General features: G+C 42.4%; 29 protein-coding genes and 1 pseudogene. 25 read left to right on the forward strand and 5 right to left on the reverse strand.

Annotated features, from left to right (window positions below; all coding sequences use genetic code 11):
- Positions 1-139: 139 nt before the first annotated feature.
- From ACOEN1_RS01390 to ACOEN1_RS01405, 4 genes are read right to left on the reverse strand one after another with little or no spacing between them, the layout of a single operon-like run.
- The gene (locus tag ACOEN1_RS01390) at positions 140-355 is read right to left on the reverse strand and encodes a helix-turn-helix domain-containing protein (protein WP_422484656.1); all 216 of its coding nucleotides are present in this window, start codon (positions 353-355) and stop codon (positions 140-142) included.
- On the reverse strand, positions 339-2,000 hold the full coding sequence (locus tag ACOEN1_RS01395; RefSeq protein WP_422484621.1) for a DUF2326 domain-containing protein: 1,662 nt from the start codon (positions 1,998-2,000) through the stop codon (positions 339-341). The genes ACOEN1_RS01390 and ACOEN1_RS01395 overlap by 17 nt, the downstream gene beginning before the upstream one ends.
- Positions 1,985-2,215, reverse strand: coding sequence for an ABC-three component system middle component 7 (locus ACOEN1_RS01400; protein ID WP_422484622.1), 231 nt, complete (start codon positions 2,213-2,215; stop codon positions 1,985-1,987). The genes ACOEN1_RS01395 and ACOEN1_RS01400 overlap by 16 nt, the downstream gene beginning before the upstream one ends.
- Positions 2,199-3,356 carry an ABC-three component system protein gene (locus ACOEN1_RS01405; RefSeq protein ID WP_422484623.1) on the reverse strand — a complete coding sequence of 386 codons (1,158 nt, stop codon included), beginning with the start codon at positions 3,354-3,356 and terminating at the stop codon, positions 2,199-2,201. Before ACOEN1_RS01405 ends, ACOEN1_RS01400 begins: the two co-directional genes overlap by 17 nt.
- A 388-nt stretch (positions 3,357-3,744) precedes the next feature.
- Between ACOEN1_RS01405 and ACOEN1_RS01410 the strand changes: the two genes are divergently transcribed.
- The 25 genes and pseudogenes from ACOEN1_RS01410 (at position 3,745) to ACOEN1_RS01530 (ending at position 22,735) form a co-directional block, all read left to right on the forward strand.
- Positions 3,745-4,293 (forward strand): hypothetical protein, encoded by a 549-nt coding sequence (locus tag ACOEN1_RS01410; protein ID WP_422484624.1) that lies wholly within the window; start codon positions 3,745-3,747, stop codon positions 4,291-4,293.
- A gap of 145 nt (positions 4,294-4,438) precedes the next feature.
- A complete protein-coding gene (locus ACOEN1_RS01415) occupies positions 4,439-4,615 on the forward strand; it encodes a hypothetical protein (protein WP_202623308.1) in 177 nt (58 codons plus the stop codon).
- On the forward strand, positions 4,599-4,922 hold the full coding sequence (locus ACOEN1_RS01420) for an rRNA biogenesis protein rrp5 (protein ID WP_422484625.1): 324 nt from the start codon (positions 4,599-4,601) through the stop codon (positions 4,920-4,922). The genes ACOEN1_RS01415 and ACOEN1_RS01420 overlap by 17 nt, the downstream gene beginning before the upstream one ends.
- On the forward strand, positions 4,915-6,036 hold the full coding sequence (locus tag ACOEN1_RS01425; RefSeq protein ID WP_422484626.1) for a DUF2800 domain-containing protein: 1,122 nt from the start codon (positions 4,915-4,917) through the stop codon (positions 6,034-6,036). The genes ACOEN1_RS01420 and ACOEN1_RS01425 overlap by 8 nt, the downstream gene beginning before the upstream one ends.
- Positions 6,037-6,049: 13 nt before the next feature.
- Positions 6,050-6,628, forward strand: coding sequence for a DUF2815 family protein (locus ACOEN1_RS01430; RefSeq protein WP_422484627.1), 579 nt, complete (start codon positions 6,050-6,052; stop codon positions 6,626-6,628).
- Positions 6,625-8,565 carry a DNA polymerase gene (locus ACOEN1_RS01435; protein WP_422484628.1) on the forward strand — a complete coding sequence of 647 codons (1,941 nt, stop codon included), beginning with the start codon at positions 6,625-6,627 and terminating at the stop codon, positions 8,563-8,565. The genes ACOEN1_RS01430 and ACOEN1_RS01435 overlap by 4 nt, the downstream gene beginning before the upstream one ends.
- Positions 8,566-8,647: 82 nt before the next feature.
- The gene (locus tag ACOEN1_RS01440; RefSeq protein WP_422484629.1) at positions 8,648-8,851 is read left to right on the forward strand and encodes a hypothetical protein; all 204 of its coding nucleotides are present in this window, start codon (positions 8,648-8,650) and stop codon (positions 8,849-8,851) included.
- Positions 8,851-9,519, forward strand: a complete 669-nt coding sequence (locus ACOEN1_RS01445; protein ID WP_422484630.1) for a Rha family transcriptional regulator — start codon at positions 8,851-8,853, stop codon at positions 9,517-9,519. Before ACOEN1_RS01440 ends, ACOEN1_RS01445 begins: the two co-directional genes overlap by 1 nt.
- 15 nt (positions 9,520-9,534) lie before the next feature.
- Positions 9,535-9,957: a DUF4406 domain-containing protein gene (locus tag ACOEN1_RS01450; RefSeq protein WP_422484631.1), complete on the forward strand. Its 423-nt coding sequence runs from the start codon at positions 9,535-9,537 to the stop codon at positions 9,955-9,957.
- Between the two features lie 4 nt (positions 9,958-9,961).
- A complete protein-coding gene (locus tag ACOEN1_RS01455; protein ID WP_422484632.1) occupies positions 9,962-10,570 on the forward strand; it encodes a hypothetical protein in 609 nt (202 codons plus the stop codon).
- A gap of 91 nt (positions 10,571-10,661) precedes the next feature.
- Positions 10,662-12,920: a VapE domain-containing protein gene (locus ACOEN1_RS01460; protein ID WP_422484633.1), complete on the forward strand. Its 2,259-nt coding sequence runs from the start codon at positions 10,662-10,664 to the stop codon at positions 12,918-12,920.
- Positions 12,921-13,071: 151 nt separating this feature from the next.
- A complete protein-coding gene (locus ACOEN1_RS01465; RefSeq protein ID WP_422484634.1) occupies positions 13,072-13,359 on the forward strand; it encodes a VRR-NUC domain-containing protein in 288 nt (95 codons plus the stop codon).
- A pseudogene (locus ACOEN1_RS01470) lies at positions 13,356-14,725 on the forward strand (SNF2-related protein). The gene ACOEN1_RS01465 and the pseudogene ACOEN1_RS01470 overlap by 4 nt, the downstream one beginning before the upstream one ends.
- Before the next feature lie 59 nt (positions 14,726-14,784).
- Positions 14,785-15,213, forward strand: a complete 429-nt coding sequence (locus ACOEN1_RS01475; protein WP_213167783.1) for a DUF1492 domain-containing protein — start codon at positions 14,785-14,787, stop codon at positions 15,211-15,213.
- 56 nt (positions 15,214-15,269) lie between these two features.
- On the forward strand, positions 15,270-15,461 hold the full coding sequence (locus ACOEN1_RS01480; RefSeq protein ID WP_091264186.1) for a hypothetical protein: 192 nt from the start codon (positions 15,270-15,272) through the stop codon (positions 15,459-15,461).
- A gap of 128 nt (positions 15,462-15,589) precedes the next feature.
- Positions 15,590-15,949 carry an HNH endonuclease gene (locus ACOEN1_RS01485; protein ID WP_422484635.1) on the forward strand — a complete coding sequence of 120 codons (360 nt, stop codon included), beginning with the start codon at positions 15,590-15,592 and terminating at the stop codon, positions 15,947-15,949.
- A gap of 104 nt (positions 15,950-16,053) precedes the next feature.
- Positions 16,054-16,605: a P27 family phage terminase small subunit gene (locus ACOEN1_RS01490; RefSeq protein ID WP_091264181.1), complete on the forward strand. Its 552-nt coding sequence runs from the start codon at positions 16,054-16,056 to the stop codon at positions 16,603-16,605.
- A gap of 21 nt (positions 16,606-16,626) precedes the next feature.
- The gene (gene metK / locus ACOEN1_RS01495) at positions 16,627-17,793 is read left to right on the forward strand and encodes a methionine adenosyltransferase (protein WP_422484636.1); all 1,167 of its coding nucleotides are present in this window, start codon (positions 16,627-16,629) and stop codon (positions 17,791-17,793) included.
- Positions 17,783-19,015 carry a site-specific DNA-methyltransferase gene (locus tag ACOEN1_RS01500; RefSeq protein WP_422484637.1) on the forward strand — a complete coding sequence of 411 codons (1,233 nt, stop codon included), beginning with the start codon at positions 17,783-17,785 and terminating at the stop codon, positions 19,013-19,015. Before metK ends, ACOEN1_RS01500 begins: the two co-directional genes overlap by 11 nt.
- 82 nt (positions 19,016-19,097) lie before the next feature.
- Positions 19,098-19,781 (forward strand): virulence protein, encoded by a 684-nt coding sequence (locus tag ACOEN1_RS01505; protein ID WP_422484638.1) that lies wholly within the window; start codon positions 19,098-19,100, stop codon positions 19,779-19,781.
- Positions 19,765-20,007 (forward strand): DUF4314 domain-containing protein, encoded by a 243-nt coding sequence (locus ACOEN1_RS01510; protein ID WP_422484639.1) that lies wholly within the window; start codon positions 19,765-19,767, stop codon positions 20,005-20,007. Before ACOEN1_RS01505 ends, ACOEN1_RS01510 begins: the two co-directional genes overlap by 17 nt.
- A 2-nt stretch (positions 20,008-20,009) precedes the next feature.
- Positions 20,010-20,321, forward strand: coding sequence for a hypothetical protein (locus ACOEN1_RS01515; RefSeq protein WP_422484640.1), 312 nt, complete (start codon positions 20,010-20,012; stop codon positions 20,319-20,321).
- A 111-nt stretch (positions 20,322-20,432) separates the two neighbouring features.
- Positions 20,433-20,789: a DUF7698 family protein gene (locus ACOEN1_RS01520; protein ID WP_422484641.1), complete on the forward strand. Its 357-nt coding sequence runs from the start codon at positions 20,433-20,435 to the stop codon at positions 20,787-20,789.
- A 14-nt stretch (positions 20,790-20,803) separates the two neighbouring features.
- The gene (locus tag ACOEN1_RS01525) at positions 20,804-21,028 is read left to right on the forward strand and encodes a DUF7678 domain-containing protein (protein ID WP_422484642.1); all 225 of its coding nucleotides are present in this window, start codon (positions 20,804-20,806) and stop codon (positions 21,026-21,028) included.
- A gap of 141 nt (positions 21,029-21,169) precedes the next feature.
- On the forward strand, positions 21,170-22,735 hold the full coding sequence (locus tag ACOEN1_RS01530; RefSeq protein WP_422484643.1) for a terminase large subunit: 1,566 nt from the start codon (positions 21,170-21,172) through the stop codon (positions 22,733-22,735).
- On the opposite strand, the gene ACOEN1_RS01535 is transcribed toward ACOEN1_RS01530, so the two are convergent.
- A complete protein-coding gene (locus ACOEN1_RS01535) occupies positions 22,736-23,170 on the reverse strand; it encodes a hypothetical protein (RefSeq protein ID WP_422484644.1) in 435 nt (144 codons plus the stop codon).
- Positions 23,171-23,254: the final 84 nt, after the last annotated feature.

Below are 23,254 nucleotides of genomic sequence, written 5' to 3' on the forward strand. Positions count from 1 at the left end.
ACCTCCAATTATTATGATAGTTACTCGGAGACCTTAATAGTCCGAGTTTGATTTGTTTTTTCTTGATACTTGTATTGAATTTTGTAGCTGGCTCTTAAAAACACTTTTCTAAGAACTATTGTTATTGGTTGATTCTTACTTATTCATTCTCATCATCACTAATAGTTTCAAACAGATCTTCAACCTTGCAATCTAGCGCTTTGGCTATTTTCATCAATACATCCATCCTAACAGGTTCATTTTTACCAAGTTTAGCAATGGAATTAGAACTAATATGAGCCGTATCTTTGAGATCAACTTTTTTCATGTTCTTATCAATGAGTATTTTCCAAAGTTTATTATATTGGATTTTCATTTTCAGCATCCTTTCTACCCCATTTCCAACCAAATAGCGCCTGCCCATCTATGTCTAGCTTTAGTACTGTATTTTCTTTGATTATTGATTGAGTTGCTGCATCATACTTCTTATCTCTATCAAAGGAAATAAATATCTGTTTCTGTTTTTCTTTTGTATAAAGTTCTAAGATTCTACCAATGGATTCATCCGACACATTAGGGAAGAGAAGTGAGTCATGAGCCAATGCAGGTAACACAGTACTTCTAAGTATGCTGATATCATAGATTAGCATCCCTTTATAGTTTGTGCCCGTACCTGTATCTCTTGGAGTCTCAAAAGAATAGCTATTATATTCTTTAATTCCAAGAACCGGCGGATTATCATTCCCATATGAAACAAAATCACTGATTTCACTCATTTGTTCATTTATAGTCGATTCAATAACTCTTAGAATCGTCTGTAACTGTGCTTTAAGCCTATCACTTGCTCGTTTTTTCTCATTTTGTAATGTATTGCGAGTATCAAAGGCCTCGTTTTCATCTTCTAATTTATGAATTGTACGATCAATTCTGGTATAGGCCTCGAGGAACTCTTTACTAAACGCCATAGAGGGTTTTATTTCTTCTACCATTGACTGCAGCTTTTTTACCGAATGATTCAATGGTATTAGTTCCTCTTTTAACCTCGCTTTTGCAGCTTCTAACTCATCTTGAAGTATTGCCTGGATTTTATTATGAAAGCGTTCAATATCTATTAATTTTTGAAGATTCACTTCTGGAAAAAACTCACGCAAACTCATTAAATCGGCTTCTGTCGGATAAACTCCCTGCCTAATATTCAGATCGATTAAGTGTAATTCATTCTCTTTTTCACTTACTAGTCTGCGAGTATCCTGCATTTGAATCGTTAAAGCATTTATCTGATTGGCCTTATTAACCTCATCAGTATCAACTGTTTGGTTATGAGTTCTTTCTAATTCGATCTTTTCTTGTTTCAGCGCAGCAATGGCTTTGATGTTATCTTCATATTTTTTTAACCCATCAACTGCTGCTGGAATAAACTGAAACTTACGGGCATCTCTGAATGCCTTGATTCTGTTTTCTGCAAGCTTCAATTGTTCTTCAAACGCAACTACATTATCGTATTGTTTGAAAAGTGTTATGAGCACATGTATTGCGTCTTCTTGAGATTCATTTCCACCCCTCATTTGTAATGGTCGTAGCTCGTTATAATTATTCTTGCCGTAGATACGGAAGAATCGACTTATCGTTTTTCTGAATTTTAAACCTGTGTAATCCATGTGGTATTTTTCACTAAGCCATTTTGTGTAGGTTTCTCTACTCAGAATTTCCAATATATTTCCGTTTTCGTCTAACCTAACAAAATCTCCAGATGTAGCCGTATGCCTAACAAAATAGTAAGGTACTTCATCAAACTCAAAAATAAAATTTATACTGTGATTATCTAACTGTTTTACAGCATCACTTTTTACATATGCATCTCCACCAAATACAAAATCAATTATAAGTAACATTGTGGACTTACCTATGGAATTTGCACCTGTTCCTCCACCAAGTATTATGTTAAGCCCTTTATGAAAACGAATAGGCTCACGTGTCTTCCCGTTGATCTTGAATAGTTCACAACTTATTTCTTTAAGCATCGTACAACCCTACCTTCCTCTTCATTAAATTCTATTTCCTTAAGTGCGTACAAACAATCAAGAGCACCCAATAGTTCTAAGGGACTTTTAATTGTATTCTGTAAACTTAATAAGAGTTCATGTGGAGTCTTAGGCTGATCCAATGCTCTCAATATAATTGGCAACTTTGAAAATACACTTTCGTTATATGAAAAAAGCTTATTTGGTAATAGCATCGAACACCTCGCATGATTGAATAAAATATGAAACTACAATTGAACAAAATCTAATATCCTGTTTAGTAATACTTCTAATTTTTTCAGACAAGGCACTATATATTATCTCTGGACTTTTCTTTTTTTCTGCTAATTTCCTATAGGAATCTGCGATTTGCGCTCGAAGTAATCCATCACTTAATTGACTTTGTTGTGCCAAGTCCTTCATCGTCTTTTCAATAAATAGGTAATACTTGGTCACATGTGCTGTCACTTCATCGACAAGAAATAGATATAGCTCCTCATCAATTTTCTCAGGTACCCTCAATGCATCATAGTTAAGGGATAATAGCTGTGTTGGTTTTGCTTTACTAAGATTATAGATAACCTTGGTTATGCCTTTTTCAATAGCAACCTCATCGAGGGTTTGTCGCATACTACGAGCATCACTTTGGAGTTTTTTGATCGTAACAAGGTCTTTCTCTTCTGTTTTTGTATGTTTGAATACATAGTTCTGAAAACAATCATGGCACATAGCAATCAAATTTTCATATGATAATGATCTGCTTCCTTTGATACCGGCTACTTCATAATTATTAGCTGTGTGGTACTTGTCATTTACAGTTTGTAGATGTTTCCCGCATCCAGGATACGAGCAAGTGTGTCTGCAATCTTCAAGTAAACCTAGTCCATAAATACCCTTAGCTTTTCTAGAAGCCTCTTTGGCAGAAGCAATTATTCTATCATTCTCTAGTTCAGGATTAACAATAAAATCTAATGATTGCTTAAACAAATCAAACAGGACTTCTCCTACATTATCTTTATCAACATCTTCCGCGAAAGGTTGTATGTCTTCAGCTAAAGACTCGAGAACTGTATCAGTTCGGTCATTGAGTGAATCATCATGATAAATTGCTTCAATAAAATTCTCACTTGTTAATCTACCAAGCATCGATTTAGCCAATTTTTTTGTTGGACCCTTTGTATAGAACTTCCTCAAGGATGAATCCTTGTTGGCTTGTTCAGACGACGGGTCTTTTTTTGTTGACCAATCTTCTTCTGGTATATCACATAGCATCTGAATAATATTTCTCATGAAATCAGGTACATCCGCATCTTTCATAAGATGTGGATGAATGGCATGGACTAACTCCGTAAACATCATGCAGTTTGGCACCTCCCCCAAAAAGTATCCAAAGTATCTCACAGTATCCCAAAGTATCTAAATTCACTATGCCCCATTTTATACAATAAAAGAGATCAATGAGACGTTAATGTATTTTAACATATGTAATATATATTTTCAATTTAAAATTGGTAATCGCCAATTTCTCGTTGATCAACAAAACATCATTTAACAGCCATGTACAGGCATCTTCCAAGTGTTGAGTGATGAAAAACTAAATACGCATGCTCCAGCCACTTGGAAGTGCTGGTGCCAGTTTGAGATGGAGATAACTCCTGACTACGGTACCAGTCTGCCTTGTGGCTTATTAGCTATGGCATATGAGCTCTCCATCTCGGTTTTAAGCCGAAGGAGGGCTATTTATATGTCAATCAACGAAAACCAAAGTCAACCAACGAACAAAGACTTCTACGATGGATCATGGCACCTAACAATCGAGGATCAAGTTGTTGAAGTCACCGAAGAAGTGTATCGCGCCTATAAGCAACCGTTATGGGCGGAGAAAAAACGTCAAGAGCGCGAGAAACGCTGCATCATCAGTGATGGCAAAGGTGGCACAAAAAGATGTACTCGAAATTGCCGTGAATGTGATCTGGAACGTGCTGAAAAAGGTTTACCACTAATTGATCGGACAGGCAGTGTTCTGTCATTGGACAAGTTCAGTGCTGATGGTTTCGACGTTCCTGATTCAATAAACATTGATGAACTCGTGGAGGACAAGCTGCTTCTTGAGGAACTCTTCGCTGCCCTGGATGAACTAGACCCTGAGAATCGCCGTATTGCTGAGCTCTTTAGTATAGGAAAAACTGAACGAGAAATTGCTGAGTTCATTGGTTGCGCTCAAAAGACAGTCAACAATCGCAAACTCAAGCTTTTTTCCCAACTAAGAGAAGTCCTAAAAGACTGGATTTAATTCATTACTCAAAATGCCCTCTGGTGTCCTGTTGATATCAGAGGGCATCATAAAAATTATTTTTCAAAGTCATTACTCAAACTTCTCACTTTTGTCCTGTGAAGGTTGAGGGGAACAAAACAGCCCTCGGAACGGAGGTTAAACAATGCAGAATCAAGCAAACCAAACTGATACTCAGAGTCGGGATCCTGAAATGGATGAAGAGCTGGCCGATGTTCTTACCGCCATCAGCGTAGTGTCAAAGCGCCTTGCTAAGAAGCTTACAACGCTATCGCAGCAAGAGAAAGAAAAAGGAGGAAAACCAGATGGGCAAAATGAGTGAACTCTCTCTATTAGTGAAAGAGCTGAACCAATGTGGTGAAACGCTGATAGGCATATCTCAGTCTCTTTCCAGCATGTTCAGTAGTAGCGATGAACCAGCACCTGCTAAACCAGAAAATCCTGCACCAGAAGAAAAGGCCATAGCTCTTGAAGAAGTTAGAGCGGTTCTGGCTGAAAAAAGTCGAGATGGCCATACCGCAAAAATTCGAGAGCTACTTCAAAAGTATGGTGCTGATAAGCTCTCAGAAATTAATTCTTCCGATTATCCAGCACTCCTAGCAGAAGCCGAGGTACTTGGAAATGGGTAAACATGCACTTCTTTCAGCCTCTTCATCTCATAGGTGGTTAAACTGTCCTCCTTCTGTCAGGCTCAGTGAGTCTTATGAAGATAAAGGAAGTAGCTACGCTGCTGAAGGCACCGATGCTCATACCCTATGTGAGTACAAATTAAAAGTTGCACTTGGACTCCCTGGCAAGGATCCAACAGAAAATCTCACCTACTACAGTGAAGAGATGGAAGAATGCGCGAATGGCTATGCAGCTTACATTCTTGAACTGGTAGAAGCTGCAAAAGAAAAATGCGCGGACCCGGTTGTTCTTATCGAGCAAAGGCTGGACTTCTCTAAGTACGTTGAAGGCGGCTTCGGTACCGGAGATTGCTTGATCATAGCTGATTCAGAGATCCACGTATGCGACTACAAGCATGGACAGGGCATTTTAGTTGAATCTGAAGACAATCCTCAGATGAAACTCTATGCACTAGGTGCCCTAGAAATCTTCGATGGAATCTATGACATCGACACGGTTTCCATGACTATCTACCAACCCCGTAGAAACAACATATCCACTCACACGGTTACCAAAGAATCTTTATACCAATGGGCTAATGAAGTTCTTAAACCAACTGCAGAGCTGGCCTTTGCTGGTGAAGGGGACTTCAAGTGTGGTGATTGGTGTGGATTTTGTAAAGCAAAGCACGAATGCCGCACCAGAGCTGAGCACAACATGGAGCTGGCCAAATACGACTTCAAGATGCCCCCTCTACTGGATGATTACGAGGTTGAAGAAATCCTAAGTAAAATCGATGGTCTAATCTCTTGGGCATCAGATATCAAAGATTACGCACTGCAATCAGCAGTCAGCGGAAAGCAGTGGAACGGATGGAAGCTGGTCGAAGGACGCTCCAATCGAAGATACACCGATGAAACTGTGGTTGCTAAAGCCGTCAGTGCAGCAGGCTTTGATCCATTTGAACAAAAGCTTCTTGGCATTACTGCCATGACTTCTCTTATCGGTAAGAAGCGATTTGAGGATATTCTAGGAAGCTACATTGAAAAGCCACAAGGGAAACCAACACTGGTTCCCGAGAGTGACAAACGTCCGCCAATTAATACAGCACAACACGATTTTAATGAAATTTAAGGAGGAAAATCATATGTCCAATAATGCAAACAAATCAAACAGTAACCCCATGAAAGTTATCACAGGTCCTGACACTCGCTGGTCTTACGCCAATGTCTGGGAAGCAAAATCCATCAACGGTGGTACCCCAAAATTCTCGGTGTCCCTCATCATTCCAAAATCAGATACTGCCACTATAGCCAAAGTCAAAGCTGCCATTGAGGCTGCTTACCACGAAGGTGAAGCAAAGCTCAAAGGCAACGGTAAATCCATCCCACCTCTTACAAGTATCAAAACGCCTCTTAGAGACGGAGATTTGGAAAGACCAGACGATCCAGCCTATGCCAATGCCTACTTCATCAACGCAAACTCTGCTACTGCTCCAGGCATTGTAGATGCTGACAGAAATGTTATTCTTACTCGCTCCGAAGTTTACAGCGGAGTATATGGTAGGGCAAGCATTAACTTCTATGCCTTTAACAGCAACGGAAACAGAGGAATCGCCTGCGGTCTAAACAACCTCCAGAAAATAAAAGACGGTGAGCCTCTTGGTGGAAAGTCCAGGGCTGAGGACGATTTCGCCACTGACCTTGATGAGGATTTCCTCTCTTGAGGACAATAAGCATCGATATCGAAAGCTATAGTAGTGTAGACCTCGCCAAAAGCGGGGTCTACCGCTATATAGAATCATCTGACTTTGAGATCCTGCTCTTTGGTTACTCCGTAGATGGTAGCGATATCGAGGTGATCGACCTTGCCAGTGGTGAAAAACTTCCTGAAGAAATACAATCAGCCCTTACTGATCCATCCATTACTAAGTGGGCCTTTAATGCCCAGTTTGAAAGAATTTGTTTATCTAAGTGGCTAGGATTACCTAATGGCCAATACCTAAGTCCAGAATCATGGCGATGCACCATGGTCTGGTCTGCATATATGGGTTTACCCCTCTCCCTTGAAGGCAGTGGCGCTGTTCTTGGTCTTGAAAAGCAAAAACTATCTGAAGGGAAAGATCTGATCAGATACTTTTGTAAACCCTGTAGCCCAACCGCCACAAATGGTGGTCGGTCGAGAAATCTACCAGTCCACGCTCCTGATAAATGGTCTGAATTTAAGTCCTACAACCTTCGTGATGTCGAAGCTGAAATAGCCATCCAGGAAAAACTAACAAAGTTTCCCGTGCCTGAAGAAGTGTGGAGTGAATACCACCTTGACCAGGAGATCAATGATCGTGGTGTCTCCTTGGATATGCCTTTTGTAAACGAAGCAATAAAGATGGATACTCGCTCTCGTTCAGAGCTGCTCCAGAAAATGAAAAGACTAACGGATCTTGATAACCCTAACTCCGTAGCACAGATGAAGAACTGGTTGTCGGACCAGGGACTTGAAACAGACTCATTAGGTAAAAAAGTGGTTTCAGAACTCATTCAAACTGCTCCACCTGATCTTAAAGAAGTATTGGAGCTTAGGCAGTCACTGGCAAAGTCCTCTGTTAAGAAGTACTCTGCCATGGAAAACGCCGTTTGCGCCGATGGTCGTGCACGTGGAATGTTCCAATTCTATGGTGCTAATCGAACAGGACGATGGGCAGGAAGAATTATTCAGCTTCAGAATCTTCCTCAAAACCACCTCCCTGATTTAGAACAGGCAAGAGCCCTTGTTCGCTGCGGCAATTTTGAAGCTATAGAAATGCTTTATGATTCCATACCCGAGGTTCTCTCTGAACTTATCCGCACCTCCTTCATCCCTGCCGCTGGTCGCAAATTCATCGTCGCAGACTTCTCTGCTATTGAAGCCAGAGTTATTGCATGGCTTGCCGGAGAAAAATGGCGTCAGCAAGTTTTCGAATCTGGTGGTGATATCTATTGTGCTTCTGCTTCTCAGATGTTTGGTGTTCCTGTTTCAAAGCACGGAGTCAACGGTCACTTAAGGCAAAAAGGTAAGATCGCAGAACTGGCCCTTGGTTATGGCGGCTCCGTTGGCGCTCTTAAAGCCATGGGTGCTCTGGAGATGGGTCTTAATGAAGATGAACTGCAGCCCCTGGTTACAGCTTGGCGCACCACCAACCCAAATATAGTCAGGCTTTGGTGGGAAGTCGATAAGGCTGCCATGAAAGCTGTTAGAGAACGGACAGTCACTGAAACACATGGCATCCGGTTTTCTTATCAAAGTGGAATGCTCTTTATCACCCTCCCTTCTGGAAGAAGACTCTCCTATGTAAAACCTCGCATTGGAACAAATATGTTTGGTTCAGACTGCATCACCTATGAAGGCGTTGGTGGCACAAAAAAATGGGAACGCATTGATAGCTATGGCCCAAAGTTTGTGGAGAACATCGTCCAGGCAACCAGTCGTGATCTTCTATGTTATTCCATGCAAGCTCTCAAGGATTACAACATCGTCATTCATGTACATGATGAAATTGTCATCGAAGCTGGTATGGAAACATCCACTGAAACTATTTGCAATCAAATGAGCCATACCCCGCCTTGGGCAAAAGGGCTCTTAATGAGGGCAGATGGTTATGAAACTAATTTCTATAAAAAAGATTAGTCCTTTTACTACTCACAGGGGAGGTTTCTGTCCTGTGAACAGTAGAAGGCACTTAAGCCTTCAAGAAATGGAGGTAATGAATATGTTTTATGTAAAAGAATCAATCAACGACACATTGGAAATCAAGGTAGAAATCCATGATGACAATGTCTTTACCACCTGCCCAGATTGCGGTGTTGAAATCTGTGTGGACATCTCAGAATTATTTTGTGATGGAGAAAGCGACCTTTATGGAACTTCGATCTTCTGTCCTGAGTGCAGTAAGTCAAGATTGGAGGAATTCTAATGAAAGAATTAATTCCAAAAGACAAATACGGTATATTTGCTGATGCTCGGGATATTGCTTGGGCAGATAGTTTATTTGTAGCAAACCACTTTGAAAAAGAACACTTCCATGTACTTCGTGATATATCCAAAATCACTGACTCCAATTCTGGATTGAGTAAAGATTTCATTGAATCCAATTATGAGCTCTCCTATTACAAGGATAGTACAGGAAGAAAGCTACCTTGTTATATGATGACTCGCGATGGTTTTACAATGCTTGTTATGGGATACACAGGTCAAAAGGCAATGCGATTCAAAGAGATTTACATCAAACGCTTCAACGCAATGGAAGAGTTCATCACAACTTTGGTTACAGCTCGTAAGGATTTCCCTCTACTGACCGAAAACATAAAGCTACTTCACGAAAAACCCAAACCTTATCACTTCAGCAATGAATGCGACATGATAAACCGCATTGTAACAGGGATGTCTGCCAAGCAAATCAGACAAAAATATGGTCTTGAAAAAGGCACTAGCATCCGTCCATACCTAACCGATGACCAAGTTAAAATGCTCGAGACACTTCAAAAAGTTGATATCGGACTACTTCTCTCTGTTCCAGACTATGAACAGCGCAAGCGATACCTGGAATGGTACAAGATGAAGATTTCCGATAGGCCAGCATAAAGGGAGGTTCTACTAATGGGAATTGATAAATTCAACGCAGAAGGTTACTACGACCCCACTGCTTATGATGCCTTAACTAAGATCGAACAAAGAGAAAAGGCTGCCAGAGCCTTCCGGCCTCTTGTGTATATCTGCTCACCCTATTCCGGTGATATTGAAAGTAACACGGATTCTGCCAGACGCTATAGCAGGTTCGCGGTGGTGATGGGATATATCCCCATCGCTCCGCATCTTCTTTTCACTCAGTTTCTTGATGACAGTGATCCTGATGAACGAGAACTTGGTTTGTTCTTTGGAAATGTACTGATGTCAAAGTGCTCCGAGGTTTGGGTGTTTGGAAGCCACATTTCCTCCGGCATGAGAGCAGAGATTAACTGGGCAAAACGCAAGAACTATACAATCCGCTACTTTTCATCTCAGTGTAAGGAGGTCATTTAGATTTATGAAAAAGATAAAAGCAATACAAACTGAATACAAAGGCTACCTCTTCAGGTCAAGGCTTGAGGCCCGCTGGGCAGTATTCTTCGATTTTTGTGGTATTGATTACGAGTATGAACCTGAAGGATATAACCTTGGAAATGGGTTGACCTATCTTCCAGACTTTCTTCTTCACGGCGTAGACGGCAGATCTGGTGGCGATCTTTACGTTGAGGTCAAGGGTCAGATGACCGATGCTGATGCAGATAAAATCAACCGTTTTTATGAGCTGGGAAAAGATGATCCTGATACTTACGGTAAGTCCCAGACAGCCATCCTTGTGGTTGGGAATATTCCAAGTGGTGCAGATATTGATGACATATTATGGTCCATAGAAAATGAAGCTTACAATGATAACGGCAATTGGCCCAATAAATATAACTTTAATACTATCGATGGGGACTATTTTGCGGCCTATCCTGGGATAAACCATAAAGGAAAATTTGAACTCTTCGGTGATGATAGTAACTATCTTTGTGATATGGATTCTAGAGCAACTGAGAAAGCCTATCGTGCTGCAAGACAGGCCAGATTTGAACATGGAGAAAGACCTCGTACGAAGGGAGGTTATTAAAGTGAGAAAGCTAGCCATTGCCTACGGTAACAGCCGCCAGGCAAAGAAGTGGGTCAATAAAGAAATAACATTTGACGCACTAAAAGAGAGATTGAAAACTCCAATCCGAACAACAGAATCAGCCGAAGAATATGCCAAGTTCAGCAAGGCTCAGAAGGATGATGCAAAAGACCATGGGGGCTTTGTTGCAGGTGTTCTAAAAGGCGGTCGCAGAAAAATTGATACCGTGGAGCTCCGCTCAATGATTGCCTTAGATGGTGACCGCATTGATAAAGAGTTTCTTGAAAACTATGAATCGAATGCCCAGTATACCTCAGTTCTTTACTCCACCCATAGCAGTACTGAAGAAAATCCGAGAGTGCGTATTATCTTGCCTCTTACAAGGGATGTGACCCCTGAGGAGTTTGTAGCAGTATCAAGGTATCTTGCACAGATGCTCGGTATGGATTATTTCGATGAATGCTCCTACCTACCAAACCAGCTGATGTATTGGCCAAGCACGCCATCCAACGGAAACTTTATTTATAAGGAAGTGGATAAGGACTGGCTTAATCCAGATGAAATCTTAAAGGATCATCCCGAATGGACTGATCCCACAAGACTTCCGACTTCATCAAGGGAGAGCAAGGCAAATACAGTATCGCAGCAGAAGGTGCAGGATCCTCTTGAAAAGGAGGGCGTTGTCGGGCTTTTCAATAGAGTCTACTTCCCCATCACAAAAGCGATCGATGCTTTTTTATCAGATATCTACGAGCCAACAGGAAATGAGGACCGCTATCATTTCATAGAATCAAGCAGTATGGCAGGTGTTGAAATTAAGGAAGGTGGCAAGTTCGTATACAGCCATCATGCCAAGGACCCAGCATATCTAAAATTATGCAATGCCTTTGACATCGTCCGTATCCATAAGTTTGGTGATGACGATGCTAAGAAGTCCTTCAAGAGTATGTGTGATTTCGTCATGAAGATTGATGAGGTGAAAGTCTTTGCTACCAATGAAAAACTCGTAGAAGCTGAAGTGGACTTTACAGATCTTGGTGACAACTGGAAAGAAAAACTGAAGTATCAGCCTCGAAGTCAAGTGCTCGAAAACAGCGTATACAACTTAAATCTCATCCTTAATCATGATCCTGATTTTAAGAACTTTGCATTTAACGAGTTATCAAACCGTATCCAGGTCACAGGACCACTACCCTGGGAAAGACCTGAAGGTAACGTGTTTTGGAGAGATGCCGACACAGCCCAGCTTAAGTCCATTATGGATATTCGCTACCTTCCGTTCTCAAGCAGAAACCACGATGTTGCCTTTACCAAGGTTGCTGATGATAGGAGATTTCATCCCATAAGGGATTACCTTGATTCTCTACCTGAATGGGACGGAGTAAAGCGTGTGGAGGATGTTTTCATCAAATATCTTCAGGCTGATGACACTGAGTATATACGCACAGTGACTAGAAAGACCTTTGCAGCGGCGGTTGCCCGGATATATGTTCCAGGAATTAAGTTTGACTGCGTTCCTGTGCTTGATGGCGATCAGGGGATTGGTAAAAGCACAATTTTGAAAGACCTGGTAACAGCAGACTTCTATTCTGAAACCTTATCCCTTACGGATATGGATGACAAGTCCGGTGCTGAAAAACTTCAGGGATTTTGGGTGGTTGAGATCGGTGAACTTGCTGGTATGAAGAAAGCCGATATTGAAAAAGTAAAAGCCTTCCTCTCAACCTCAGATGATAAATACAGACCTTCCTATGGCAGAGTTGTGGAAAGCCATCCTAGACAATGTATCGTCATTGCAACGGTAAATGGAGAACGTGGATATTTGCGTGACATTACAGGTAATCGCCGCTTTTGGATCATCAAGGTACATCAGAAAAAGCAAAAAAAGACATGGAGCTTTACGGAAGAATACAGGCAGCAGTTCTGGGCTGAAGCAAAAGAAATATGGATCTCAGGCGAAAAGCTATATCTGGAGGGTGACATTTTAGAAGAGGCTGAAAAGGCCCAGAAGGGTGCCATGGAGGCTGATGAGCGTGTTGGCATGGTTGAAGAGTACCTGAATACCTTACTTCCAGATGACTGGGATAGTATGGACTTGTTTGCCCGCAGAAATTACCTAAGTGGGACCGAATTTGGCAGGCCAGTGCATGCAGGTACTGTTGCTCGAACCTCTGTAAGCAATGCTGAAATATGGTGTGAATGCTTCAATCGCAACCTCTCAGAACTGAAAACCACGGATAGTTATCAGATTGCAGCACTCATGGCTCAAATTCCAGGTTGGGAACGAACCAGCAGTATCAGGCGTTTGCCCATATATGGTAGACAGCGACTTTATCAATATGGCGGATAAAGAACACGACACAACACAAGTTTTTCCCTTATATTCAAAATGCTTTTTCTTAAAAGTAGATAGGAAATACCTGTGCACGTACACGCGCGTTAGTAAATATAGGGGAACGCTTGTGAATTTGTGTTTCTTGTGTCAGATGGGAGGTAAAAAAGTGACTGAAAAAATCATCGAACAAAAACTAGTAAAAGCAGTGAAAGAGCTGGGAGGCATTGCACCAAAGTTTATCAGTCCAGGTTTTGATGGCATGCCTGATAGATTAATCCTTCTTCCCGGATGCAGAATCACCTTTGTTGAAGTCAAAGCACCTGGGAAGAAACCTCGACCTTTACAACTGGCAAGACATAAGCTCCTTCGCGATCTTGGATTCAAGGTTTATGTGCTTGATAGTGTAGCAGGAATAAAGACAATATTATCCGACATGGGAGGTGATGCCAAATGAAGTTCATACCACATGATTATCAGCAATATGCAAGTGCCTACATCGAAAATAATCCTATTGCTGCCATATTTCTTGATATGGGCTTGGGTTAGGAAAAACTGTGCTGACCCTCACCTCCATAAGCAATTTACTCTTTGACAGTTTTAAGGTTCATAAAGTTTTGGTGGTTGCACCTCTTCGTGTGGCAAGAGACACCTGGCCCCAAGAACTGGAGAAATGGTCACACCTAGATCATCTCATCTGGTCTGTGGCTGTTGGCACTGAATCAGAAAGAAAAGCTGCACTTTTGAAAAAAGCGGATATCTACATCATCAACAGAGAAAATGTCCAGTGGCTTGTGGAAGACAGCGGTATCCCTTTTAACTATGACATGGTGATCATCGACGAGCTTTCATCCTTTAAGAATCACAAGGCTAAGAGATTTAAAGCCCTGATGAAAGTTCGTCCACGCATTAAGCGAATGGTGGGTTTAACTGGTACTCCTACAGGAAACGGACTCATGGATCTATGGGCTGAGTTTAGGCTTTTGGATATGGGTAAACGCCTGGGAAGATTTATTGGTAAGTATCGAGATGACTACTTTATCCCAGATAAGCGTAATGGCCAGATCATCTTTAGTTACAAACCTCTACCCTTTGCAGAGGATGCCATCTACCGACAGATTTCAGACATTACCATATCCATGAAGTCCACTGACCATTTGAAGATGCCAGAACTCATTAGTTCAGAGTATCCAGTAAAGCTTTCAGAACCAGAGCGTAAACGCTATGAAGAATTAAGGCGTGATCTGGTCCTTCAGCTTCCTGGTGGAGATATCACCGCAGCCAATGCTGCTTCTCTTTCAGGTAAACTGTCTCAAATGGCCAATGGAGCTGTCTATTCCGATACCCAAGAGATTATGCGGATCCATGACAGAAAGCTTGATGCATTAGAAGATCTCATTGAAGCCGCTAATGGTAAGCCCATCCTGGTTGCCTACTGGTTTAGGCATGACCTCGAGCGTATCACAGAAAGGCTGCAGCACAATAAAATAAAGTTCTCTCGCCTTGATTCTTCTGAAAGTATTCGGAGCTGGAACAACGGTGAATTACCAGTAGCTTTAATACACCCCGCTTCTGCAGGACATGGTCTGAACCTTCAACAAGGCGGCTCCACTCTCATTTGGTTTGGTCTGACCTGGAGCTTGGAACTTTACCAGCAAACCAATGCCCGTCTATGGAGACAAGGGCAAACAGAAAATACCGTTATTGTTCAACACATCATTACCAAAGACACCATCGATGGACGTATTCTTAAAGCACTAAGAGAAAAGAACAGCACCCAAGCTGCACTCATCAATGCTGTAAAGGCAGATCTGAAAATCTAAGACAACCTATGACAATCCTCGCCAATCCGAGTGAAATCTAAAATATTCGGAGGGCTGATATGAATAAACAAAACGCAAGAGAGTACTTCTCAAAAGCTTATCGCATTGACCATCGAATCCGTAGTAAGTTTGAACAATTGGAATCTTTAAATGCACTGGCCACAAGAGCCACATCGACTTTGAGTGCAATGCCAAGAAATCCGAACCGTTCAACATCCACAATGGCTGATGTGATTGCAAGAATCATCGACCTGCAGGAAGAAATCAATCAGGACATCATTAGTCTTGTAGATTCGAAACGTGAAATCATGACCATCATCAAGTCCATAGAAAACTCTGAGTACCAGACGCTTCTTGAGAAGCGCTACCTTTGTTTTCTAACCTGGGAAAAGATCGCAGTGGATATGTGTTACACCATCCACCATCTCTACAAAATGCATAACGCTGCTTTGGAAGTTTGCAGTAAGATTTTAAACCAGGATACCTAAAACCATAGAATGATACTCTACCAATGTGATTATATGTAAAATGGAGGTTACTAAAAATGAGCTACCGTGAAGCTAAAGAAGACAACATCAGAATCTCAAAAGCTGGAAGGATGACCTACTACTTCCCCCACTGCCGCTTCTGTGGTGATGAAGTAAGATCCTTAAACTATCTCCGGGACAGACACTATGTCTGCAAGGAATGTAAGCCCCACAAAGAAATCCTATTAAAAACCGGTATCTTTGATTAGTTGGATACTAAATAACATAGAATGATACCTACGATGTGTGCTTATATATAAAGTGAGCCACAATGTAAACAAGCCTTCTTGGGAACACCCCATGAGGGCTTTTCTTATGCCCAAAAGGAGGTGAACCCATGCCATATAAGCCTAAGCGTCCTTGTGCTTACCCAGGTTGCGGTCGGCTTGCAGACAGCGGAGAGTACTGCGCTGAGCACAAGAAGGTGGTAACCAAACGCTACAACAAGTACCAGAGAGACCCTGCATCCAATAAACGCTACGGCAGATCCTGGAAACGTATCAGGGATCGCTACATCAAAGCCCATCCTCTTTGTGAGGAGTGTGATAAGAACGGACGAATTAAAGCTGCTGAAGAAGTCCACCACATCCTCCCTCTCTCCAAAGGCGGCGGCAATGAAACAAGTAACCTGATGGCCCTTTGTAAGTCATGTCACTCAAAGATCACTGCTGAGAGTGGTGACCGCTGGGGGAGGTAAAATCCCTAGGACTTTTTAATTCGGACAGCGGCCTGGGGTGTCGTGTTAAAAAACGCAGATTCAAACGGGGGTATAGCCCCCACTTTGTAAAGGAGGTGTGATCATTGGCAAAAGACGGTACGAACAGAGGTGGCGCTCGTGTTGGTGCAGGGGCAAAAAAGAAACCTCTGGCTGACAAAATAGCCGAAGGGAACCTTGGTGGCAGGAAACTGACGGTCATGGAGTTTTCCGATACGGCAGATCTTGAGGGACAAGAAATGCCTGAACCAAATAAGATGCTTGAGGCCATTCAAAAAGATGGTAAAGCTCTGGTGGCTGGTGAAATCTACAAAGCCACATGGCAGTGGCTGGATAAGCGTGGCTGCGCTGCTCTGGTTTCTCCACAGCTCCTTGAAAGGTATTCCATGAGTGTTGCCAGGTGGATTCAATGTGAAGAAGCTATTACTGAATATGGTTTTCTTGCTAAGCACCCCACCACAGGAAATGCCATTCAAAGTCCTTATGTATCCATGGGACAAAACTACATGAACCAAACCAATCGTCTATGGTTTGAAATATTCCAGATCGTAAAAGAAAACTGTACTGGCGATTACAAAGGAGCAAATCCGCAGGATGATGTGATGGAAAGACTTCTTTCTGCTCGAAGAGGCAAATAAAAATTGATTGGAGATAATGATATGAGTAAAAACTACAGAACCGCAGAAAGTGTCTGCAAAGGACATCCTGATAAGCTTTCTGATTTAATCGCTGATAGCATATTGGATGCTTGCCTTCGTAGAGACAAAGCTTCACGTGTGGCCTGTGAGGTCATGGCTACTAAAGGTAAAATCATCGTAGCGGGCGAGATCACCTGCAGCGAAAAAATTAACATCCGCCTCATTGTAAAAAATGTACTTCGCGAGGTAGGATATAATCCATGGAAATTTACAGTATTTGTGTTTGTACATCACCAAAGTGTAGATATAGCTGCTGGTGTAGACACAGCACTCGAAGCAAGAAATGGAATAGTTGATCCATACGGTTCCATCGGTGCTGGTGATCAAGGCACTGTATATGGATATGCTACCAACGAAACCCGTGAACTTCTTCCGCTACCTTTACTTCTCTCTCATAGAATCGTAAAGCGTATTGATGAATGTCGCAAAGGAAAAATCATCAAGGGCATCCTGCCAGATGGCAAAGCACAAGTTACCGTTGAGTATGATGGGGATAAACCTATCCGCGTTAAGACTGTGGTAGTTTCTGTTCAGCACCACGATGATAAAACCCAAAAGCAGCTAGAATCAGATATCTTAAACAACGTGCTCTGGCAGTGCTTTGAGGACTTCCCACTGGATGATGACACTGAAATACTCATCAACCCATCAGGCAGGTTTGTTGAAGGTGGCCCAGCTGCTGATACCGGACTGACTGGAAGAAAGATCATGGTAGATACCTATGGTGGTCTGGCTTCTCATGGTGGCGGCGCACTCTGCGGAAAGGATCCAACTAAGGTTGATAGAAGCGGTGCCTATATGGCCAGGTACATTGCTAAGAATATTGTTTGGAGCGGGCTTGCTGATAAATGCGAGGTCGCTATTTCTTATGCCATCGGAAAAGCAAATCCAGTTTCAGTAAATGTGACATCCTTTGGCACAGGGAAAATCAATGACGAGGATTTAAGTGAACTGGTAAAAGAGATATTTAACTTACGTCCAGCTGCCATCATTGAAAAGCTGCGTCTTCGAAATGCAATCTACTCCGATACAGCAACATACGGACATTTCAACTCCTCACTCTTCCCTTGGGAGAACGTGGATTTCAATTTAAATTTAAGAAAGGTGGCGGAAAGATATGAAGATTGAAAAACTGAAAACTAAGCTCTTACTTCCCGCTGACTATAATCCGCGTAAGGATTTAAAACCTGGAGATGCTGAATACGATAAACTCAAACGCTCCATTGAGCAGTTTGGTTATGTAGAACCAGTCATCTGGAACAAGACAACAGGAAGGGTTGTAGGTGGCCACCAGAGATTAAAAGTTCTCCTGGATTTAGGAATGACCGAAGTTGAGTGTGTCGTCATCGAGATGGATGAAGATAAAGAAAAAGCACTCAACATTGCCCTAAATAAAATCAGCGGCGACTGGGATAAGGATAAACTGGCCCTACTCATTGCTGATCTACAAGGTGCTGATTTTGATGTCTCCCTTACTGGTTTTGATCCCTCTGAACTGGATGACCTGTTTAAGGATTCCTTGAAGGAAGGCATCCAGGATGATGAGTTTGATGTGGATGCAGAGCTGGAAAAACCCGCAATGACAAAACTCGGTGACGTCTGGAAGCTTGGTCCCCATAGACTGGTCTGTGGTGATTCTACAAAGGCAGAAACCTTCACGCTACTCATGGATGGAAAGCTGGCAAACCTAGTGGTGACAGATCCCCCTTACAATGTAAACTATGAAGGCTCTGCCGGTAAAATCAAAAACGACAATATGGGGGATTCTGCATTCTATGAATTCTTGCTGGCGGCATTCACCAATACGGAAGCTGTCATGACCCAGGACTCCTCCATCTATGTCTTCCATGCAGATACGGAAGGGCTTAACTTCAGAAAGGCATTCTCTGAAGCTGGCTTCTACCTCTCCGGCACCTGTATCTGGAAAAAGCAATCCCTGGTCCTTGGTAGGTCTCCTTACCAGTGGCAGCATGAACCAGTACTCTTTGGGTGGAAGAAAAAAGGTAAGCACAACTGGTACGCTGATCGGAAGCAAACGACTATCTGGGAATTTGAAAAACCGAAGAAGAATGGCTCTCATCCAACAATGAAGCCGGTGGCTCTTGTGGCCCACCCGATTCTTAACTCAAGTCTCAGTAACTGCGTTGTCCTAGATCCATTTGGCGGCTCTGGTAGTACGCTTATTGCCTGCGATCAGACCCAGCGGATCTGTCACACCATTGAGCTTGATGAGAAGTTTTGTGATGTTATAGTTGAACGGTTCATTTCTAACGTTGAATCAGCAGATGACGTTTATCTCCTGCGTGGCGGCAAAGAATATCGCTACAGTGACCTCCCTGAAAATAAATAACACAACTATTGAAAGATAGACTTGCTATTAACATCACTTAGAGTGATATATGTAGTAAGCAAAAAACAAGGAGGTCAATACCATGAAAATCAATTACAACGTAACCGGTAACGAACGTAAAAAGCTGGTGAAGCTCATCAGCGAAATCACAGAGGTTCCCTCAAAATACCTGGGTGTTCCATCCTGCGCTTACCAGGTCGGACCTTACCACATTGGAAAAGACGGAGAGCTAACCTTTGACACCAAAGTGGGTCAGGATGATATCAAGTCGCTGATGAAAAAGCTACAAGAGGCAGGGTTTGAAGCTGAGATGGATGAACCAGCTCAGGCTGAAACGGAACCTGAAGAAACTGGACTCATCATCCAGATTCCAAAAGACTCCCTCTCCGATGAAGACCTGGAAAAGCTAGCCAAACTTCTAGATGCAAAAGGCAACCTCATTAAGAAAGCTTTGAATGTAGATGCCCTTCCCATTGAAGCCGACGAAGAACGAATTAGCTTCCCTTGGTTTTCAAAACTGCCAAATCCAGAGGAGATAAAAGCCTACTCCCAGTTCATTACAAAGCTTTGTGAGATGGCGAAAACCCAAAAGAGAATCACTGTAAAAGAAAAAGAAGTCGATAATGAAAAATACGCATTCCGCTGCCTCCTTCTCCGCCTCGGATTTATTGGAGAAGAATTCAAAACCCATAGAAAGATTCTCCTTCAAAACCTATCCGGCAGCAGTGCTTTCAAAGGAGGTGCTCCAAGTGAAACCGATCAGTAAAGAAAGACTGGCCCACCTACGCAAGCAGTACCCCACTGGCGCCAGAGTCCAGCTCCTTTGGATGGATGATGTGCAAGCACCTCCGACGGGTACAAAAGGCACCGTGTGGGGCGTGGATGACACAGGTTCCATCATGGTTCAGTGGGACAACGGCAGCAGCTTGAATGTGGTTTCCGGCATTGATTCCTGCAAGGTCATCGATGAAAAATCCAGGGAGGATGCATAGCAATGAAGGCATTATTTGGTCGAAAGTTCTACAACCTTAAGGAACTAAAAGAAGCAACTGAAGAGGCAAAGGAAGATGGCGTCATTGGTTCTGATTACACCGTGATTCGAGAAGTTGAACTCAGTGATTCAGAGTTTAAGAAGTTCACCAGTGATTTTCTAGAGAATCAGCCCTGGATCAAGAAGTCAGATGGTGGGACCAACGAAAAAGGTGAGCTTCGATGCATTAGGGTCATTAACAAAGACACCGGTGAAAAGATACTCACCAATCCTGAAGGCTATGACTATCCACGCTACTGTGGGATTGAAGATTAGCCTCTAGGCCAGAAACCTGCTCTATTACTACAGAAATGACTTGCTATTATTCTCGTTTAGAGTGATATATGTAATACCAAAACAAAACCACACTAAATGGAGGATGAGAACATGAAAGAAATCAAAGCATTTGAAGAAGCCAAAGCAACCGGCGCAAACTTTAAGGAGTCTGGAATCAACAGCACCATGTACTGGGCCTACGAAAGAAGCAAGGAAGCAGGAAACGACACCATCGACTTTTCTGAGGTCATTTGGGATTACGACATTGAACCCATTGTTAAAGCCTGCAGAGCCTACGGAATTGACCACATCACCATTTCAAGCACCTTCTCAGGGCTGATCGCAACCCTTGTCGAATTTGAAAAACACGGTTGCAGGATGGACGGACTTACCAAGGTTAAGACAAGCTACACCGACTGGCAGACCGGCGAAAAGCAAATTCTACCAGCAATCTTGGTTAGGATTTAAGGGGGGATTAGACCATGTGGAGAAAAGGTAAAATCGAAGTCGAAAATAAAACCATTCATTACTGGATTAAAAGCTTTGACTTAGGATCCCCTTACGGCATTGATGAGGGTAGAATATCAAAACTGATGCTAAAGCGTGATGCCCAGATCATTGCAAACTTTGATAGAGGCTGGGACATTGAACCCATCGACGCCAATGCGCAAGCTGCACTTGAAATACTCATGAAGGAATACAATTAACAACAAGATAACACGCACATTGGAACAGGGCTATATAGCTCTTTTCCTCGTTACAGAAGACCTTATGGTCTATTTTTTATGTCTTTTTAAAGGAGGTGTCCGCATATCCGAAAACTAAAGAAGTATAAACCAACCTCTTATATGGCGAAAGATTCCCATTACAGTAAGGAGATGGCGGACTATGCAGTAGGTTTTATTGAATGCCTCTCCCACACCAAAGGAACCTGGGCAGGAAAGCCCTTTGAACTGATAGATTGGCAAGAGCAAATCATCAGGGATTTATTTGGAACCATAAAACCAAATGGTTATCGCCAATTTAATACTGCTTATGTAGAGATACCAAAGAAGATGGGAAAAAGTGAGCTTGCGGCGGCTGTTGCCCTGCTCTTAACCTGTGGAGATAACGAAGAACGTGCTGAGGTTTATGGCTGCGCTGCAGATCGTAACCAAGCCTCTATCGTTTTTAATGTGGCAGCGGACATGGTTCGTATGTGCCCTGCCTTATCCAAGCGGGTAAAGATTCTGGACTCACAGAAAAGACTGATCTATCAACCCACTGGAAGCATCTATCAGGTGCTTTCTGCCGATGTTGGAAACAAACACGGCTTTAATACCCATGGCGTTGTATTTGATGAACTTCATACCCAACCAAATAGAAAGCTCTATGATGTTATGACCAAAGGTAGTGGTGATGCCCGGATGCAGCCCTTGTACTTTCTAATCACCACTGCTGGAGATAATCAAAACAGTATCTGCTGGGAGGTTCATCAAAAAGCACTGGATATCATGGCAGGAAGAAAGAACGATCCTACCTTCTACCCCGTCATTTATGGCGCAGATCTTGAAGATGACTGGTCCGATCCAAAGGTCTGGAAGAAAGCAAACCCGTCCCTTGGCATCACTGTCAGCATGGATAAAGTAAAAATGGCTTATGAGTCAGCAAGACAAAACCCTGCTGAAGAAAACAGCTTCAGGCAACTACGACTAAATCAGTGGGTTAAGCAGGCTATTCGCTGGATGCCAATGGATAAATGGGATGCCTGTGCTTTTCCAGTTAATCCTGAAGAACTTAAAGGTCGCGTCTGCTATGGTGGACTGGACCTTTCCTCTTCCACTGACATTACAGCCTTCGTTCTGGTCTTCCCTCCACAGGATGAAGATGACAAGTATGTGGTTCTTCCATACTTCTGGATACCAGAAGACAGCATAGATCTTAGAGTTAGGCGAGATCACGTGAATTATGATGTTTGGGAAAAACAAGGCTTCCTTTTAACTACCGAAGGTAATGTGGTGCACTACGGATTCATTGAGACATTCATTGAGGAGCTTGGGATGAAATATAACATCCGCGAAATTGCCTTTGACCGCTGGGGAGCAGTTCAGATGACACAGAACCTAGAAAATCTAGGTTTCACCGTTGTCCCTTTTGGACAGGGCTTCAAAGATATGTCTCCTCCGACTAAGGAGTTGATGAAGCTGACATTGGAAGAAAAGATAGCTCATGGGGGTCATCCTGTTCTCCGCTGGATGATGGACAATATTTTTATTAGAACTGACCCTGCTGGAAACATTAAAGCAGATAAAGAAAAATCCACAGAGAAAATTGACGGTGCTATAGCCACCATCATGGCCCTAGACCGAGCAATCCGCTGTGGAGGAGAATCTGGTAATTCTGTTTATGATGAGCGTGGTCTGCTTGTTTTTTAGTTATACTTCAGCAATACGTTTAATTACTTGCATAGAAGCGCTGCCTGTCTTATCGTATGTTGCTCCCGTGGACAGGTGCTTTCCTTTATAATCAATTGGAATTGGTCTGTTTTGTCCTTTTTTCTTTTCATATCCAAATTGATTTAGAATGTGAGCAACCATTGTGCCTATGGCTTGACGATTCAAGTCTGCTACTTTTTCATTTATTGTTCGATCAAGTGTAACAGCTTGGTTATTAATACTGTCGATATAGGTTTCTATATCTCTTGCTGGGATAGAAACAGGTGATATAGAATGTTCGGCTGCTTCTACCATTTTGATTATCATGTTTTCCTCGCAAAGTATAGACTCATAAATGAACTTAAACTCGGGAGTATCACAAATGTTTTTGAAACGCGGCGTTTCAGATAAATAGTCATTGAAAGTTTTCAACATAATAACCCTCCATTAAATTATATTTCTAAGGTTAAATATCTAACCTTAGAAATATAGTAACATAAGCTTTTGATTTTGTCTATA

The sequence above is a fragment of the Gudongella sp. DL1XJH-153 genome, assembly GCF_049310905.1.
Taxonomy (GTDB): domain Bacteria; phylum Bacillota; class Clostridia; order Tissierellales; family Tissierellaceae; genus Gudongella.